This is a genomic window from Natronotalea proteinilytica (assembly GCF_055379935.1).
On sequence record NZ_AP043947.1, the window covers coordinates 659,835 to 676,767 of the forward strand.

Consider the following 16,933-nt stretch of genomic DNA (forward strand, 5'->3'; position numbering starts at 1 on the left):
GATTTCTCCATGACCATTGGTCCGCTTTCGTTTGGTGATCGCCCCCTCTTTCTGGCTCCCATGGAAGACGTGAGCGACCCGCCGTTTCGGATTCTGTGCAAACGCCTGGGGGCCGATATGCTCTACAGTGAGTTTGTGTCTTCGTCCGGGCTCATTCGCGATGTGGATGATGCCATTCAGAAGCTAGACATCTTTCCCGAAGAGCGCCCCATTGGCATTCAGGTGTGGGGCGGCGATATCGACGAAGTGCGCCGTGCTACACCACGCGTTGACGCCGCCGAGCCAGACCTCATCGACATCAACTTCGGGTGCCCCGTCCGCAAGATCGTTCGCAAAGACGGTGGAGCAGGCATCTTGCGTGATCTCGACAAGATGGAGCGCATCACCAAAGCCGTCATCGAAGAAAGCACGCGTCCGGTTACTGTCAAAACGCGGCTGGGGTGGGACGACGACTCCATCCGTATCATCGAGGTCGCCCAGCGGCTAGAGGCGGTTGGTATTGCCGCGCTGGCGGTGCACGCCCGCACCCGCTCGCAGCAGTACAGCGGCGAAGCGCGCTGGTCCTGGCTGCGGCGAATCAAAGAAGAGGGTGTGCGCGATATTCCCCTGATCGGCAACGGCGATGCCCTCGATCCTGAAGCCATCGACGCCATGTTCACCGAAACCGGGGTGGATGCGGTGATGATTGGGCGCGGTGCGATCGGCAACCCCTGGATTTTCCGCGACGCCAAGATCTACATGGAGACCGGTGAGGTGCCGCCGCGTCCGTCGTGGGAGGAGCGCGTGCAGGTCGTGGCCGAACACCTATCGCTCAAATGCGAATGGCTGGGCGAGCGCACCGGGGTCCTGGAGATGCGCAAGAACTACAGCGGTTACTTCAAAGGCTTTCGCAACGCCAGCAAGCTGCGCCATTTGCTTATGCAGGAGGAGACGAAGGAGGGCGTGCTAGAGGTGATGCTCAACTTCAACCCCGACGCGTCGGATATTCAGTTGCCCTCAGCGTCTCTTCCCACGCAAACCATTGCCGAGGCCTCCGCTGAAGAGCCCGCCGCCGCAAAGCCGGTAAACGTCAAAAAAGCCGAGTTGCCCAGCCCGGCGTAAGGGTATGGATGGGTATGTATCACACGCTAAACCGATTCCTCAGATGTGGCTTTATCGTACACAAAAACCCCCACTAATGCAGCCAGGCTACTGAAAAACGCGGCGAAGCCAACGAGTCCTTGCCCTAGCAATGCAAGTATCAATCCACCAACTACTCCCACCAGTCCGAGTACAAAACCAAACGTTTGTCCACGCGAGTAGTACTTGATCGTCGCGTTGTCCACTTCGAACCGATGCGACTGTTCGCGTTCGGTATATCCCATCACGCGCTCTGCTCCATTTTCAACTGTGCTGTTGTACGCGTCCAGGATACTCGGAGGCGGAAAAGGACCCGACATCGAAACCCGCTTGAAAGTAGCTTCGATCTGTCGCTGCTTTTCTGGATCATCTACATCTAGCGCCTCTGCCAACAACTCTGCAGGAACCTTTCCTTCTTGTCTTTCACCGCTATTTTCAGGCTTCCCCTTATCAGCATCTGAGGAAGAGCCTTTGTTTTCACTCTTTTCGCTGGATGGTTTTGCTTTTTCCATTGCAAAGAGGAAGGGCCAATTACATTACATTAGAGCGATGGACTGTCGCGCCTGACTCAATGATTTTATCCTCCAAGACAGCTTTCTGGTCTGGAGACAGTTCTTCCCGCAAAGCTACAGTTGCTCTTGCAAAGTCATGCCAAAACATTTCGGAATCGTGTTGGATAGCCTCCTGTAGCGTATATTTCTTAACGGGCAAATGCGACTTAATGCCAAGAACGCTGCCAGCACCTTTCAGAAAGGCTCTGCGCTTTTTTTTGGCAGATGCAAAAGCATTTTCAGACGACTTCATGGTACTATGAGTCACTTTTCAAGATCAAATAATTTTGAGTGACTGACAATAACCTACCAGCGTACTACTTTCCTCGTTCCGTCCTCACTCTACTGATGGCCATACTCGAAAGGGACTTTCAGCGTCCAATCAATACGAGACGGTCACACCCAGGTACAGCATGCGTCCCATGGGGGCGGATCCGTAAGCCGTGATGTTGTTGGCGTCGGTGAGGTTCGTGCCGCCCAGGTTGACGGTGGTGCGTAGCTCGGGGAAGTTGTATCCGACCTGCGCATTGATGACCGCAGAGCTCTCAATGGTCCCTTCCGCAAACGGCATCTGGTAGATGTAGTCGTCGTGCCAGCGCACATTGGTGTTGTAGGTCAGGCGGCCAAACAACTCGCCGCGTGCTCCCACATTGAACTTATGCTCGGGCGTGTTGAAGCCCAGATTTACCGCACCGCGCAGGCCATCGTCATCGTTAATTGAGGACCAGGTGTAATTGCTGCTAAGCGTAAGCTCCCGGTTGAACCGGTACTCCAGTCCGACTTGCAACCCCTGCGTGGTGACTTCTTGATCGGCGTTGAGCCACACCTGCATCAGGCGTGCCCGGCGGGGGTCGTCTCCGGCGCGTGCCAGATCGGCTAGAGTGATGTCGGTGCCGTCCTCTTTCCCGATGAAGCGCCGCGTACCGATGAAGTCGGTGTAGTTGCTGCGGTAGTAGCTGACATCGGCGAAGAACCCGCTAAAGGCTCCTTTGTAGCCCAGCTCAATGCTATTCATTTGCTCTACGCCAAGCGCATCGATCTGGAAGAGGTCGTCATTGGCAACCTGATCCTGGACTGGCGTTCCACTGAATGGATCGGCAGCCACGTATCCGTTTTCGGAGTTGCCCCGCAACAGAATCGGACCAATATCGAGGTAGATGTACTGGTCGAGTTGAGCCGGAGCACGGAACGCCTGGGCATAGCTGGCACGGATGTTATGACGGCGCTGCTCATCCACCGAATATACGCCCGAAATGCGGGGCGAAAACTGCGTGTCGAAGTTTCTAAACTCGTCAACGCGTCCGACAGCTGAGAGGCTCAGGCGGTCGTTGATGAGCCGACGCTGTAGGCGCAAAAACCCGCCGTATTCGTAGTTATCGATGCCATCGCGTACAGCCCGCGTGTCTCCTTCATTGCCCTGCAGTGGCGAAGCGTTGGGTCCATCGGTAAAGAGCGTGCCGTTGGAGGTGAGCCGAAACTGCCGGTAGTTCGCGCCCACCGTCACATCCGCAATGTCGGATTCGAGCGTGTATTGCCCCTCTACATGATACACCTGCGAGTCGATGTCGAACACCGGACTTACACCTGTTGCGGTGGGCTGGAAGGCACGCTCACGGGCGATATCAAACCGCTCTTCCCCAGCCTGGGGCAATACCGAGGCGGCTTGCTCTTGCGCATAAAGGAACGCCTCATCGCCAGAAAGTCCCATGTCTTCAGTGGCGCGTCGGTAGGCCGTTCCATAGATGTGCACATACGCGGCGGCGTACGGAATAGCAAGGCCCTGCAGTTGAGACGCAAACTCGGCCTCGGTTGCGGTCGGATTGCTGGACATGCGGTACGGCTGCTGATTCATGAACGTGCCCAGCAGGTTCATGTCGAAGGTATCGCCCGGTTTGTCTGCGGTACGATAGGCGCGCACGGTCCAGTCATTGCTTTCCAGCGACAGCGAGTGCGTGTTGATGCCGATGTCGTCGAAGAGAAAACGGTTCGAGCTCTGGTAGATGCCGCGCCCTTCGGCATATCGATACCAGTAGGTGGCTTTGATGTCGTCGCTAAGCAGCACGCTGACGGTGGGGCTGACCTGCCACATGCCTGCACGGAAGTTGTTGGGCACGAGCGAGGCCTCGGTGAAGCCCGGAGTGAAGATGTTGTTTTCCGAGAGATCGACGCCGTAATCGGTGTTGAAGCTGCCAGGTAGGGCATTTTGCGTTTGCTGCCACACGTTGTTAAACGGGCTGTTTAAGTGAACCACGCCATATCGGTTCACCGCATCGAATCCGCGTCCAGGGGCCGCATCGGGGTCGTTGTTCGAGGGGATGACCGTTGTGGGGTGGGGGTCGAAGTTGCTGCTGATGAACTCATCGGCGCGCATGAACCGTCCAACCAGCTTTACGGCGAACCGATCGCCAAACGTTTCGGCGTAGCGTCCTGATATGTCGTACATATCGCGGGTGCCCCCGCGCACATCCAGTTCAATGCCCTGATCTTCGAACGGGTCGCGGGTGTTCATGATAACCACGCCGTTAAACGCATTGGCCCCATAGAGGGCCGAGTTCGCCCCGTGAATCACATCCACACTCGCAATGTCGATTTCGGGCGGGCCTGATATGTTACCGGGGTATATCGACAGCGAGGGCGACAGGTAGTCGGTGTAATCGACCAGTTGAATGAGTCGCTCGGATTTGGCACTGTTGAACCCGCGTGTGGACAGGCTGCTGATGAGCATGCTCGACCGGCTTACGTCAATGCCTTTGAGCGTTTCCATGCTCGACATGAGTTCGATGGAGGGGCGAGTGGCCAGGTCCTGGGCCGAAAGTCGGTCTACCGTGACAGGCGTTTCTAAAATGCGCTCATCTACACGTGAGGCGGATACGATGATTTCGTCGCCTCGAAACACACTTTCCCGCATGTTGACCTGAAGGTCTGTTGTGGGGGCCTCAAGGGTTTGCTGGGTAGTTTCGTATCCAACAAACGTAAACCTGAGGGTAACCGGCCCGTCGTCAAATGATACGTTGAGGGCGAAGCGTCCCTGTGCGTCGGTCGTCGTGCCACGATAGGTGCCTACAATGGACACGTTCACGCCTGGAAGCGGCTCATCCGCTGAGTCAAAAACCGTTCCCTGTACGTTTTGAGCCTGGACATGGGAGCTCCAGCCGATCAGTAATACGAGTACGAGCGCACACGCTGTTGTAACAATGCGTTTCATGTCGTATGATATTTGGTGGTTAGTATACGCTTTCTTTTGCCACTAGCTTTACAGTGTTCACACAATGATTTACAGTATACTAACAAAAGCGCTTCCAGTCAATAGTTTGAGGGGAGAAGTTACATGGAGGTCAGTAGCCCAGGTCCGGCTTCAATGGGAAAGAGCCCCCTAAATAACTATGGGGGCTCGGTCTAATATCTGTTTAGCGTGGTTCGATAACCGCCCGGGATATCCGCTACGCTTTTGATCTCGGGCTAGAGAACGGTGCAATGTCAGTCAAATCCATAGCCGGGGACTGTTTGCATCCCCGGCCATCTTTGAGGCGAATGGCGTTGGCACTGCGTTACTACTCCAGTTCCAGCACGGCTTTCACCATCTCATCGTCAAAGTCGTCGGGGTAGACGATCTCAAAGTCCAGCTTTTCACAGACGCGCTGCATAGCTGTGTTTTGGCGCAAGATATCGGCCGTGATACGGTCGAGGCCCTCGTCGCGCCCGACTTGCACCAGGCGGCGCAACAATTCGGTGCCAATGCCTTCACGCTGCACCGAGTCGATCACCAACATCCCAAACTCGGCTTCGTTGTGGCCGGGGCGTTTGGTGATGCGTCCAACCCCTACAATCTCGGGGGTGCCGTCGGCATCGGGCCGTTCGGCGACCAGCGCCATCTCGCGGTCGTAGTCGATAAAGCACAGCCGCGAGAGCCGCTCGTGGGCCACCCGCTGGTCGATTTTCATGAGGTTGGCGTAGCGCAGGTACACACTACGCTCTGAAAGCGCCTTGTGAAAATCGACCAGTTTGGGTTCGTCTTCCGGACGAATGGGGCGAATTTTGACATCCGTATCGTTTTTTGTCGTCCAGGTGTATTCGTATTGGTGTGGATACGGGCGAATCGCCGGGTGGGGCAAATCGTCGTTTTTGGTATCGGCGGGATGCAGTACCACGCGTGCATCTAGTGCGACGAGGCGGTCGCCATCGGCCAGCAGTGGGTTGATGTCGATTTCCTTGATGCGGGGCTGTTCTACCACAAGCTGGCTGAAGCGTACTAAGAGTGCAGCAAGTTGATCGAGGTCTACCGGATCGCGTCCACGCACGCCTTGCAGGGCTTCGTAGATGCGAGTTTGCTCCATCATGCGGCGGGCCAGGGTCGTGTTCAGGGGGGGCAACCCCAGTGCGCGATCTTCGAATACCTCCACGAGCGATCCACCGGTACCAAACAGCAGTACGGGGCCAAACTGGTGGTCTACGCTGCTGCCAATGATGAGCTCATACCCGTCGGTATCCACCATGTCTTGTACGGTTACGCCGTCGAATCCATCAGCGGGCACGCCGGATTTGATGGCGTCGAAGGCTTGGCGCACGGCATCGGGGGTGTGCAGGTTGAGGCGCACACCGCCCACATCGGTTTTGTGGGTGATGGTGTGCGAGTGCAGCTTCAGCACCACCGGATAGCCAATCTGCTCGGCGGCCTCGACGGCTTCGTCAGGCGTGGTGGCAACGTGTGTTTCTACGGTTGGGATCTGGTAGGCATCCAGCAGCTTTTTGGATGCATACTCGGTCATCAGTGTGCGGCCTTCGTCATGAGCCGCTTCCACCAGAGCCGATGCGGTTTCGCGATCCGGGCCGTCGGTGCCGTTGGTGGGCAGTCGAGGCGTTTCGTAAAGCGCGCGCAGGTTGTAGCTGTACCGCCACATGTTGTTAAACACGCGGGCGGCGGTGTCGGGATAGGAGAAGGTGGGCAGGCCCGCTTGATTCAGGATGTTGTTGCCGCGCGCTACCGCGTCGCCGCCCATCCAACTGGCCAGAATCGGCTTGGTGTTGCCTCGCGCATACGGACGCAGCATCTCGGCGGTTTTAGTGGGTTCGGTCATGGCTTGCGGGGTCAGCACCACGAGCAAGCCGTCGCTGTTATCGTCGTTGGCGGCGATTTCGAGCGCATCGGCGTAGCGTTGCGGGCTGGCATCGCCAAGGATGTCGATGGGGTTGTTGCCGCTCCAGGCGGGGGGAAGGCGGTCGTCGAAGGCGTCGCGGGTGTCGTCGGAGAGCGGAGTGAGCTGCCCGCCTCCATCAATGAGGGCGTCGGTAGCGAGCACACCGGGACCGCCCGCGTTGGTTACGATGCTCAGGTTGGGACCATCAGGACGGGGCTGTTTAGCCAGCACTTCGGCCATGTAGAACAGGTTGTTGATGTCGTCGACGCGCAGGACGCCGGTGCGCCGAAAGGCCGCATCGAGCACAGCATCGCTACCCGCAAGGGTGCCGGTGTGCGACGCCGCGGCTTCGGCGGCCTCGTCGGTGCGTCCGGCTTTGATAACGATGATGGGCTTGCGTTGGGCCACGTCGCGTGCAGCCGAGAGGAACGACCGCGCATCTCCAATCGACTCCATGTACAGCACAATGCTTTCGGTGGCGGCATCGTCGCCCAGGTAGTAGAGGATGTCGCCCCAGTCCACATCCAGCATAGAGCCAATGGATACGAACGCGCTGAAGCCGACGTTGGCGCTAAAGCTCCAATCCAGAATAGAGGTGAGCAGCGCGCCGCTCTGACTCACGAAGGCGACGTTGCCTTCGTTGGCCATTGCACCGGCGAAAGTCGCGTTAAGCCCCGTTTTCGGACGCATCACGCCCAGGCAGTTGGGGCCTACGATGCGCATATCGTAGTTGGAGGCGTGTGCGGCTATTTCGTGTTCAAGGGCTGCTCCTTCTTCGCCCACCTCACGAAAGCCAGCTGAGATGACGATGATGCCATCAACGCCTGCTTCGCCGCAGTCGCGCACGATGCCGGGTACGGTGCGGGCCGGAGTGGCAATGACGGCAAGGTCTACCTGCTTGGGGATATCGGCAATGTCATCGTAGGCTTGAATGCCCAAAACGCTGCTGCGCTTCGGGTTGACGGGAAAGACGGTGCCGCCAAACGGATTGCTGATGAGATTCCACAGCAGGGTGCGCCCCACGCTTCCGGGCGTTTCGCTGGCGCCAATCACCGCTACGTTGGTGGGGTTAAATACCGCGTCGAGTGGTTGGCTTCGCGCGGCAAACACGTTGTACGACGGATCAGAGGTTGGCATATGAGCAAGACACAGTCAGGAAAAGAAAGATGGCAAGGCCAGGGTGGCAGTACGACACGGTATTGAAAAGTGACAATGTCTCGGGAAGATCCCCGTTTGTCGGTCGCCTGCAGCGGTTGGCTCTGACGTCAACACAACATTACGTGGATTGATGGGGTGTGAATGGCTGATTGCATGTCATGGAAACAGGAAAAGTGGGATTCAAGATGCCAGTTACAACCGGATGGCCTTCTGCTCTCCTTTGTCGTAATCGTCTACTCTAAAGTTGCACTTAGATACCAGTGCAAGTACCTTTACTCGTACCTCATGTGCTTTCATATTCTCCAATTGATATGAGTCGTTTCTTCTGGTGTGCAGTTTTTTGCGGACTTATAGCGATGTGGACGGGATGCAGTACAGACTCGGAAAACCAATCTGAGGGCGCTCAATCGGTGAACGAAGAAACGCATCCCATCCCTGATCAAATCCCTCATGCAGATACTTCCCCTCTTCAGGCCAAAGAAGCCGATGCCTGTGACCTGGCAGATATTCCAGAATCGCTGCGCGCTTTACAGCAGCATATCCACGAAGAGCAGACCGATCTGAAGCGCATACCTATCGATGTGAGCGAACACCAAATGGCTCGTGTTGTCTCTATCGATGCGGACCACATACTAGTGATGGATACAAAGCCTCCAACAGTTCAGGCCTTCGTCTATCATCGCGCAACGGATACGGCTTCGCTCATAGCCAAAGCTGGAGAGGGGCCCGGCGAAATCAATTTTCCAACGGATGTGGCTGTAGATGCCCGCAGGGCTTACATAGCAATGGGCACACAACGAATCGCGTCGTTTTTCTGTGCGTCGGGTGTCTGTGACCACGAGGAAGACATTCGGGTTGAGTTTCAACCGACGGCTTTGGCGATGGCAGACGATCACTTCGTCACAACAGGCATGTTGCCCTTGCGTGGTGAGACCGAGATCAGTTCACTCTCTGGAGCTATCCATCGCGTAGATATGTCTGGTGACCACATCGACTCGTTTGGCGAAGCGTATCAGACTGAAGCCTGGCTCGTGAATGAGTTCTTTACGCGAAACAGCAGTCTGGTGTCTTTCGATGACGGGTCATATGCGGTGCACTACGATATCATTCCACGGTTGTATGTGTATGGCGCTGATCATACACTCCGGAAGGTTTTAGAGATTGACAATTTTGAACAGCCTACATTCGAATACGAGGATGGGCGCCGCTCAATCTTACAAGAAGAGAACTACAGCCGAGTTACACAACTCAATGCGCTTGAAGGGAATCTCGCGTTTCTTACGGTTACCACCCGATCTAACACCTCCGCTGAGCTAACCGAATATGTCTATGACCATTATTTGATGGGAGTCGAATCGGGGTGTGTTTCGCACATCGGTACGGAGGAGGAAAAAGCAGAAGGAGGGGCACGATGGGTACCTACCGATCATCATTTGTTGCGCATCGAAGCAGGAAGTGTGTACATGGGGGAGACAGAGGGATGAGTTGGCCTGGGCATGTAAGAGGCAATCGCTCATGGGAACGCTCTGTATCTGACTCCGGGCTAAGGAATCCCATAGCCGGGGACCGCTTGCATCCCCGGCGGCCTAAAGGCAAATCGTTAATGGTTTCAGCCCCACCGTTTTCCCCTCGTGGCGATGCTCTGCGTCGCCACGAGATCATATCGTACTGCAAGTCATCCTGACGCCGCCAGGCGGAAGGATCTCAACGCCATGCCTAAAGGCTCGCCACGTCCGGTGCGCGCAGGGTGCACCTTCTGGACACCGAGCAGCAGGCCCCTTGGCCACATAGCGCTGAGATGCTTCACTGCGTTCAGCATGACATGTATAGAACGGCCCGGCGGTACGCCGTATCTTTTTAGCGGGCTCTATGGCCAGCGGGGAGATCCCGGCTCTGCGGCACTAGGGCGCCTTGGCCGGGATGACTGTGAGCCTTGACAGCTCTTGCTCTGCCCTAAGATTCAAGAGCGGGAAACCACTACCCCGCCAGGACCTGCAGTTCGTTTTTGAACCGATCGGCGAGCGCCTGTGCCTCGGCGGGGGTAGGGGCTTCGGTGTAGACCCGCAAGATGGGCTCGGTGTTGGAAGCGCGCAAGTGCACCCAGCCCTCGGGCAAATCGATCTTGAGGCCGTCGATGGTGGAGTGGGGCGTGTCGGCGTATTCGTGCTGCAAGCTGTCGAGGAGCGCATCCACGTCGAGGGTGCCGAGTGGCAGGCTGTCTTTGGCCATCGCGTACTGCGGCATATCGTCGTGCAGATCTGCGAGCGAGGCGCCCGTCTCGGCCAGATGCTGCAAAATCAGTGCGGTGCCCACCAACGCATCGCGCCCGTAGTGCAAGTCCGGAAGGATGACCCCGCCGTTGCCCTCACCACCGAGCACCGCATCGCGGGCTTTCATCTCGTGCACCACGTTGATCTCGCCCACGGCAGAGCGGTACACCGGCTCGTCATAGCGTGCAGCCACATCGTCGATAGCACGCGAGGACGAGAGATTCGTGACAAACGGTCCGCTACGATGGCGCCACATAAAGTCGGCCGCTAGCACCTGCGTAAGTTCTTCGAGGATGATGCGTCCTTCGTTGTCCACCAGCGCCAAACGGTCGGCATCCGGATCTACGGCTAGACCAAGATCCGCATTGTGGTTGGCAACGGCCTCGGCCAAGTCGGTGAGGTGATCAGGGCGCGGCTCTGGGGGGCGCCCAAACTGGCCGGTCGGATCGCAATGGATGCGTACAATATTCGCATCGTGTACGCCCAACTCGTTCAGCAGCAACGGCAGTGCCTGGCCTCCGACCGAGTTGCAGCCGTCCACCACAACAGTGAAGTCCTGCGCGGAAATCACCTCGGGGTCGATGTACGGAAGCGCACAAAGGGCTTCGATGTGGGCAGGCACCCGATCGGTCTTCGTGTAACGACCCATGGTATGATGGGGCACCGGGGTGTCGTTTTGGGCCTGTGCCCGTGCTTTGAGAGACGTACCCGCATCTCCATCTAAAAACTCCCCGTTATGGTCCAGCAGCTTTAGGGCGTTCCATTCCAGCGGGTTATGAGAAGCCGACAGCACCACTCCACCGACTGCGTTTTCTTGCAGCACACTCATCGCTATGGTGGGCGTGGGAGCCAGTCCGGTATCCAACACGTCGCAGCCCATACTTTGCAGCGTGCCCATGAGGATGCGCTGAAAGGCCGGGCCACTCGGACGCGCATCGCGCCCAACGACTACAAGAGCAGAGCGGTTGAGGGTCTTGGCTTGCTCACGGCACCAGGCGCCGTAGGCGGTGGCATAGCGCACGACCACGCCCGGATCAAACCCGTTGCCGATAATGCCCCGAATGCCGGAAACTGATTCGATGAGAACGCGCTCGTTGGATGTGGGAGAAGCCATATGGTATAGAAACTTAGCAGTGCGTGAAAATACGAAGCCGTTTGCAGCGTGCATACGGGATCTGTCACAACGTAGGCGCAAACCGAGGACTTGTTCACCGCAATTGTGGCTGCTCTGTGAAAGCTGCATGGGGCGACAGGTTTAGCGGTGAAAAAGTGGGTGGCAGCCCGTTCAAACAGGGCGTTCGACCGCTCTTAACGGAACGCCTAGACCGTTTATAAGGTACGCGAACCACCAATTTCTCCGTGTCCTTCGGGTCCGCTTTGAGAACGTGTTATGAGTTCATCTGCGGTGGATTGGCGCTGGACGTGGCGCCGCCGCTTTACGTATTTAACCATTTGTATTACAGCGGTCTTGATCTCGTGGGGCGGCTGGGTGACAAGCATTGAAGCCGGGTTGGCTGTGCCCGACTGGCCAGCAACGTTTGGGTCGTACGATCCCTTTCGAACGGGCATGGACGCCTGGTGGCTCAACGTGCCGGTATTGGCCGAGCATGGCCATCGCTTGATTGGGGCGTTCGCGGGCCTCTGTATGATCGTTTTGGCTGCCTGGACCTGGTGGGCCGATCCGCGTGCGTGGATGCGCAAGCTGGGCCTCGCAGCCCTAGCTCTCATCACGCTGCAGGGCATCTTAGGAGGCCTCCGCGTTACGGAGCTCTCCACGGTGCTTGCTGCCGTGCATGCTTGCACCGCGCAGATTTTCTTTGCGCTGTTGGTGGGTATGGCCGTGTTTACAACGGATACCTGGCGCGATCGCGATACGCTGTTGCCGGATCACTCCAAAAGCCGTACGATGCGCACGCTCGCATGGGCCGCGGCGCTCGGGGTGTATCTGCAAATCGTGGTAGGGGCTATGCTGCGTCACTCTACCCAAACGCTCTCGGGGAGTTTTGCGCTCTTGCATATTGCCGGCGCGTTCATTGTAACCGGCCTTATTTTCGCTGTGTTTGTGTATGTGCAAAAGCACTGGACCCACTACCGTCCGGTGCGCCGCACAGCATGGGTGGTGTTAGCCACTGTGGGGGTGCAGTTTGCGTTGGGCCTGGCCGCATACCTGGTGTTGATTCACGAATCCACGCTACAAATACGGAGTACCGCCCAGGTGGTACTTACGGTAAGCCACTTAGTGGTTGGCGCGGCGTTGTTTACTTCCACCGTTGTGCTGGCCCTGTGGGTGCACCGCCTGCACAATAAAGAGGCAGCCCCAGCGTCTGAATTGCATGGCGATGCTACGAATACCGAAAACGAACCGGTGCTTGCAGAGCCCACGGCCCCTTCATCGGTTGTGTAACACGTGCCCCCGCATCATACTGCTTCGACTTTTCCTCGTACTCCATGCCCGAACCGCCTGAGCGTTCTCCAACATCGTCAGCTGCATCGGCCCGTGCTGCCACCGCCTCGGTGCGAGCGGCAGCAGCCCAGTCGAACGACAGCTGGACCGATGTCCTGCGCGACTATCTGACGCTCACCAAGCCGGAGATCTCGTTCCTCGTCACCGTTTCGGCGTTTGCCGGCTTTCTACTGGGAAGCCCTGCCGGACTGGACGGAACCATCCTGCTCTTTACGCTGATTGGCACCGGGCTCTGTGCAGGCGGCGTCGGGATGCTCAACCACTGCCGCGAGCACGCCCTGGATGCGCAAATGAAACGCACCGCCGCTCGTCCTATTCCCACCGGACGCATCCCCCTAAAGCATGCCGAGTGGACCGGCACTGGCATGGTGTGTGCAGGGGTCGGGGTTTTGTGTCCGCTCGTGAATCCGCCCACGGCTGTACTGGCGGCGCTCACGGCCATTCTGTACCTGTACGTGTACACGCCGCTGAAGCGACACACCAAGTACAACACCCTCATCGGCACCATCCCCGGAGCGCTTCCTGCCCTGGGTGGATATGTGGCCGCCACCGGCACGTTTGGCCTGAGTGGATGGGTCATCTTCGCCATTCTGGTGTGCTGGCAGATGCCCCACTTTCTTTCGCTCGCCTGGATGTACCGCAACGACTATGCGCGCGGCAATTACGCTATGCTTCCGGTGCTTGAACCTTCCGGCGATTCCACAGCGTATCAAATCATTGCGTTTACGGTGCTTTTGCTGGGCATCAGCGTACTCCCGACCGTCACCGGTCCGATGGGCTGGATCTACCTTGTAGGCGTTATTCCGCTCGGACTCTGGTTTTTGCTGACGGCTCTGCAGTTTCACCTTGAGCGCACGGGAATTCGTGCGCGGCGGGTGCTCAAAGCATCCATTGTGTACGTCCCCGCCCTCGTGGTACTGCTCACGGTCGATTGGTTATTCTAAGTCTCCTGCTGTCCCCACCCGATGACCGCTCCTGCTGTTCAACTTCATGATGTATCGCTGCGCTACGCTACGCAGCAGGCGCTTCGCGGCGTGTCTATAGATGTGCCCACCGGGGCGCTATTTGGTCTTTTAGGGCCGAATGGAAGCGGAAAGACGTCGCTCTTTCGCGTGCTGGCTACCCTGGTGACGCCCACCGAAGGACACGCCACAGTATTCGGGGCCGACACGCAAACCGATCCTGCGTCCGTGCGGCAACGCCTCGGCGTCGTGTTTCAGTCGCCTGCCTTAGACGAAGCGCTCTCTGTTCGCGAAAACCTGGCGTTTCAAGGCGCTCTGTACGGTCTGCACGGGGCGCGCTTGCGTGACCGCATTACCACGGTGCTGCAGCACGTTGACCTGCTCGATCGCGCAAACGACCGCGTGGATACCCTCTCGGGCGGACTCACCCGCCGGGCCGATCTGGCACGAGGGCTGCTGCATCAACCCGACTTGCTGCTGCTCGATGAGCCTACCGCCGGTCTGGATCCCATGGCACGCCGCTCTTTCTGGGAAACGATCTCGGCACTGCAAGACGCCGAAGGCACCACCATGATCGTGGCCACCCATCTGATGGATGAAGCCGAACGCTGCGATGCGATCGGCATTCTGGCCGATGGCGAACTCGTGGTCGAAGGCGAGCCTGCCGCATTGCGCGCTGCCCTGGGCGATGAAATGCTGTGGCTCGTCGCCGAACGCCCTTCGGAGCTGGCGCGCAACATCAAAACCCAGTTTGGATGCACCGTGCACGCTTTTGATAAGGGCGTGCAAATCCTGCACGATAACGCCGCGCAACTGGTGGCGCCTATCTACGATTCGTTTGGCGACGTGGTGCAAAGCGCCACCGTGCGTCCGCCCACTCTAGAAGACGTATTCATGGCCCACGCTGGCATGCAGCTCGATGCTAACCAATCCACCCTTTCACCCGCTTACTCTGCGTAACGTGCGGCCAAACCGCACCTAATCTGCAATGCCCACTGCTGTACTCACTGTTGCGGCGCTGTGTCGTCGCGAAATCCTGAAGTTTGTCCGCGATCGGAGCCGTGTAGCGGGGGCGCTCGTGCAGCCGCTGGCGTTCTGGTTGCTCCTCGGACTCGGCTTTCAGGGAGCCTTTCAAATGCCTGATGCCCCGCTCGGCTCCGTAGGATACGTTGAGTTTCTGTTTCCCGGCATCCTGGCACTGGTGCTGCTCTTTACCGCCATCTTTTCGACCATCTCTATTGTCGAAGAACGTGGCTCGGGCTTTCTGCAAACCGTGCTTATTGCGCCCACCCCCCGCTCCGCCATCGTGTTCGGAAATGCGCTCGGCGGTACGCTCATCGCCACAGTGCAAGCGCTGCTGTTTGTCGTCGTTTGGCCATGGGTGGGACCGGGACTCACACTAAGCGGACTGGCATACGTGGTGCTCATCTGCTTAGGCATGGGCATTGGGTTTACGGCACTGGGATGCGCCATTGCGTGGCGCACCGACACAACACGCGGCTTTCATGCCATCATGAACCTGTTTCTGCTGCCGCTCTGGTTTTTGTCGAGCGCTATGTTTCCGCTCGATAGTGCTGCTACCGGCCTACGCGAACTGATGCTGGTTAATCCGGTGTCGTACGCCGTGAGTGGGTTGCGGCACGGCCTCTATGTGGATGCGCCTGCAACGCTTGCCGACCCGATCACGTGCTTGGTCGTCACCTGGGGCTTTGCGCTTGTTATGATTGCTGCCGCTGTGTGGAGCGTCCGCCAGTCGATTTTCCGGACGGACACGGCCTAGTACGTACGTGTTTAGCATTCCGTGTAGGGACGCGGCGCGCTGCGTCTCTACAACCAGACGGAAGCCACCACACACTCTCTCGTGGCGATGCACAACAGGCATGACCTTACGGCCCCTCTGCGTCGCCACGGCTGCTGGGACGCTCCAGCGTTCCAATAAACCGGAAACTCCGCCCCCAACTCCGTTGCTTTCGTACGAATGCATCGGGGATGACTGCCCCTCTGAGGACGCCGAACATCGTGACGAGTGCTTGATATCTGGCGAGTGGATACGTTGCTACCCCAAGACGCATCGGTGATAGTTCGTACGATACCGCTTGAAACGTATCTGTGTAGCCAGCCGTTCATATACGCTCTTGCTTTTGCTCCCAACCCCCTACGGTATCTTATGGCCACGCCCGTCGATCTGAAAACTATGGGACGTGCCGACCTCGAATCCTTTGTCGAGACCCTCGACGAGCCTGCATATCGGGGGCGGCAACTGTACAACTGGATGTATGCCCGGGGCGCATCCGACTTTGCGGAGATGACCAGTTTGCCGAAAGCACTGCGCAGCCGGTTGCCCGAAGTGGCTGAGGTGGCTACACTCAATGTGAAGCGCGTGCAGCAAAGCAGCGATGGCACGGTCAAGGCGCTGTTTGCTCTGCCTTCAGGACGTGAGGCCGAAACGGTACTCATCCCCAGCTTTGATGCGTTGGGCAATGCGCAGCGGCTCACCGTCTGCGTCTCCAGCCAGGTTGGCTGTGCCATGGGATGCCGCTTCTGTGCAACCGGACGCATGGGGTTTCAGGAGAATCTGACGCCGGGGGCCATCTATGATCAGGTCTGGCTGATGAATGAAGAGGCGCAGCAACGCTTCGGGCGGGGCGTAAGCAACGTCGTGTTCATGGGCATGGGCGAGCCGCTACTCAACTACGACGCGGTGAAGCAAAGCGTAGCGCTCATGACGGATGAGGATACGCTTAACCTGTCGCCACGGCGCATCACCATTTCAACCGTAGGACTGGCCCGGCGCATCCGTACGCTGGCCGATGACGCGTTGCGCACAAATCTGGCTGTGTCGCTGCATGCACCCACCGACGAACAACGGAGCGCCATCATGCCGATTAACCAGTCGGAAAAAACAAGTCTGGAGGCGCTCAAGGAAGCCATTCAGTACTACGCACACACCACGGGGCGCCCGCTCACGTATGAGTACTGCTTGTTTGCAGGCATGAATGATTCGGTCGAAGACGCCAAGCACCTTGCCGCAATTACGCGCTGGGCACCCTCGAAGGTTAACATCCTCATGTACAATCCGGTGCCCGGGCTGTCGTTTGAGCGAACGTCCGAAGCACAGCTTGACCGCTTTGTCCAGGCATTGGTCGAAGAAGGCGTTACGGTAACCGTGCGTCAAAGTCGCGGCCAGGACATCGATGCGGCCTGTGGACAGTTGGCCAATGAGGAGCCGGCGTAAGTGACCTCAACAATGGTTTTGGGGATTGCCGGTTGGTTT

General features: G+C 57.9%; 12 protein-coding genes. 7 read left to right on the top strand and 5 right to left on the bottom strand.

The window, feature by feature from the left end:
- Positions 1–9: 9 nt before the first annotated feature.
- Positions 10–1,101, top strand: coding sequence for a tRNA dihydrouridine synthase DusB (gene dusB, locus ACZ5AL_RS02885; protein ID WP_464512055.1), 1,092 nt, complete (start codon positions 10–12; stop codon positions 1,099–1,101).
- Positions 1,102–1,127: 26 nt separating this feature from the next.
- Here dusB and ACZ5AL_RS02890 read toward each other — a convergent pair whose 3' ends face one another.
- From ACZ5AL_RS02890 to ACZ5AL_RS02905, 4 genes are all read right to left on the bottom strand, one after another.
- Entirely contained in the window at positions 1,128–1,631 is a 504-nt protein-coding gene (locus tag ACZ5AL_RS02890) for a DUF2335 domain-containing protein (protein WP_464512056.1), read from the bottom strand.
- 19 nt (positions 1,632–1,650) lie between these two features.
- Positions 1,651–1,923: a hypothetical protein gene (locus ACZ5AL_RS02895; RefSeq protein ID WP_464512057.1), complete on the bottom strand. Its 273-nt coding sequence runs from the start codon at positions 1,921–1,923 to the stop codon at positions 1,651–1,653.
- A 129-nt stretch (positions 1,924–2,052) separates the two neighbouring features.
- A complete protein-coding gene (locus ACZ5AL_RS02900; protein WP_464512058.1) occupies positions 2,053–4,875 on the bottom strand; it encodes a TonB-dependent receptor in 2,823 nt (940 codons plus the stop codon).
- A gap of 346 nt (positions 4,876–5,221) precedes the next feature.
- The gene (locus ACZ5AL_RS02905; protein WP_464512059.1) at positions 5,222–7,942 is read right to left on the bottom strand and encodes a bifunctional acetate--CoA ligase family protein/GNAT family N-acetyltransferase; all 2,721 of its coding nucleotides are present in this window, start codon (positions 7,940–7,942) and stop codon (positions 5,222–5,224) included.
- Positions 7,943–8,274: 332 nt separating this feature from the next.
- Here ACZ5AL_RS02905 and ACZ5AL_RS02910 point away from each other — a divergent pair, with 332 nt between their 5' ends.
- Positions 8,275–9,447, top strand: a complete 1,173-nt coding sequence (locus tag ACZ5AL_RS02910) for a hypothetical protein (RefSeq protein ID WP_464512061.1) — start codon at positions 8,275–8,277, stop codon at positions 9,445–9,447.
- A 493-nt stretch (positions 9,448–9,940) separates the two neighbouring features.
- Here the strand turns inward: ACZ5AL_RS02910 and glmM are convergent, their stop codons facing one another.
- Positions 9,941–11,347, bottom strand: a complete 1,407-nt coding sequence (glmM, locus tag ACZ5AL_RS02915) for a phosphoglucosamine mutase (RefSeq protein WP_464512062.1) — start codon at positions 11,345–11,347, stop codon at positions 9,941–9,943.
- 276 nt (positions 11,348–11,623) lie between these two features.
- Here glmM and ACZ5AL_RS02920 point away from each other — a divergent pair, with 276 nt between their 5' ends.
- From ACZ5AL_RS02920 to rlmN, 5 genes are all read left to right on the top strand, one after another.
- Positions 11,624–12,637 (top strand): COX15/CtaA family protein, encoded by a 1,014-nt coding sequence (locus tag ACZ5AL_RS02920; protein WP_464512063.1) that lies wholly within the window; start codon positions 11,624–11,626, stop codon positions 12,635–12,637.
- Between the two features lie 44 nt (positions 12,638–12,681).
- Positions 12,682–13,641, top strand: coding sequence for a heme o synthase (gene cyoE, locus ACZ5AL_RS02925; protein WP_464512065.1), 960 nt, complete (start codon positions 12,682–12,684; stop codon positions 13,639–13,641).
- 21 nt (positions 13,642–13,662) lie between these two features.
- Positions 13,663–14,619 carry an ABC transporter ATP-binding protein gene (locus tag ACZ5AL_RS02930; protein ID WP_464512066.1) on the top strand — a complete coding sequence of 319 codons (957 nt, stop codon included), beginning with the start codon at positions 13,663–13,665 and terminating at the stop codon, positions 14,617–14,619.
- 28 nt (positions 14,620–14,647) lie between these two features.
- The gene (locus ACZ5AL_RS02935; RefSeq protein ID WP_464512068.1) at positions 14,648–15,439 is read left to right on the top strand and encodes an ABC transporter permease; all 792 of its coding nucleotides are present in this window, start codon (positions 14,648–14,650) and stop codon (positions 15,437–15,439) included.
- Between the two features lie 387 nt (positions 15,440–15,826).
- Positions 15,827–16,894, top strand: coding sequence for a dual-specificity RNA methyltransferase RlmN (rlmN, locus tag ACZ5AL_RS02940; RefSeq protein ID WP_464512069.1), 1,068 nt, complete (start codon positions 15,827–15,829; stop codon positions 16,892–16,894).
- Positions 16,895–16,933 lie beyond the last annotated feature (39 nt).

Coding starts and splice junctions, on each gene's coding strand:
- ACZ5AL_RS02890 (WP_464512056.1), bottom strand. CDS start 1,631: ATGGAAAAAGCAAAACCATCCAGCGAAAAGAGTGAAAACAAAGGCTCT.
- rlmN (WP_464512069.1), top strand. CDS start 15,827: ATGGCCACGCCCGTCGATCTGAAAACTATGGGACGTGCCGACCTCGAA.
- ACZ5AL_RS02895 (WP_464512057.1), bottom strand. CDS start 1,923: ATGAAGTCGTCTGAAAATGCTTTTGCATCTGCCAAAAAAAAGCGCAGA.
- ACZ5AL_RS02920 (WP_464512063.1), top strand. CDS start 11,624: ATGAGTTCATCTGCGGTGGATTGGCGCTGGACGTGGCGCCGCCGCTTT.
- ACZ5AL_RS02900 (WP_464512058.1), bottom strand. CDS start 4,875: ATGAAACGCATTGTTACAACAGCGTGTGCGCTCGTACTCGTATTACTG.
- dusB (WP_464512055.1), top strand. CDS start 10: ATGACCATTGGTCCGCTTTCGTTTGGTGATCGCCCCCTCTTTCTGGCT.
- ACZ5AL_RS02905 (WP_464512059.1), bottom strand. CDS start 7,942: ATGCCAACCTCTGATCCGTCGTACAACGTGTTTGCCGCGCGAAGCCAA.
- ACZ5AL_RS02910 (WP_464512061.1), top strand. CDS start 8,275: ATGAGTCGTTTCTTCTGGTGTGCAGTTTTTTGCGGACTTATAGCGATG.
- cyoE (WP_464512065.1), top strand. CDS start 12,682: ATGCCCGAACCGCCTGAGCGTTCTCCAACATCGTCAGCTGCATCGGCC.
- ACZ5AL_RS02930 (WP_464512066.1), top strand. CDS start 13,663: ATGACCGCTCCTGCTGTTCAACTTCATGATGTATCGCTGCGCTACGCT.
- glmM (WP_464512062.1), bottom strand. CDS start 11,347: ATGGCTTCTCCCACATCCAACGAGCGCGTTCTCATCGAATCAGTTTCC.
- ACZ5AL_RS02935 (WP_464512068.1), top strand. CDS start 14,648: ATGCCCACTGCTGTACTCACTGTTGCGGCGCTGTGTCGTCGCGAAATC.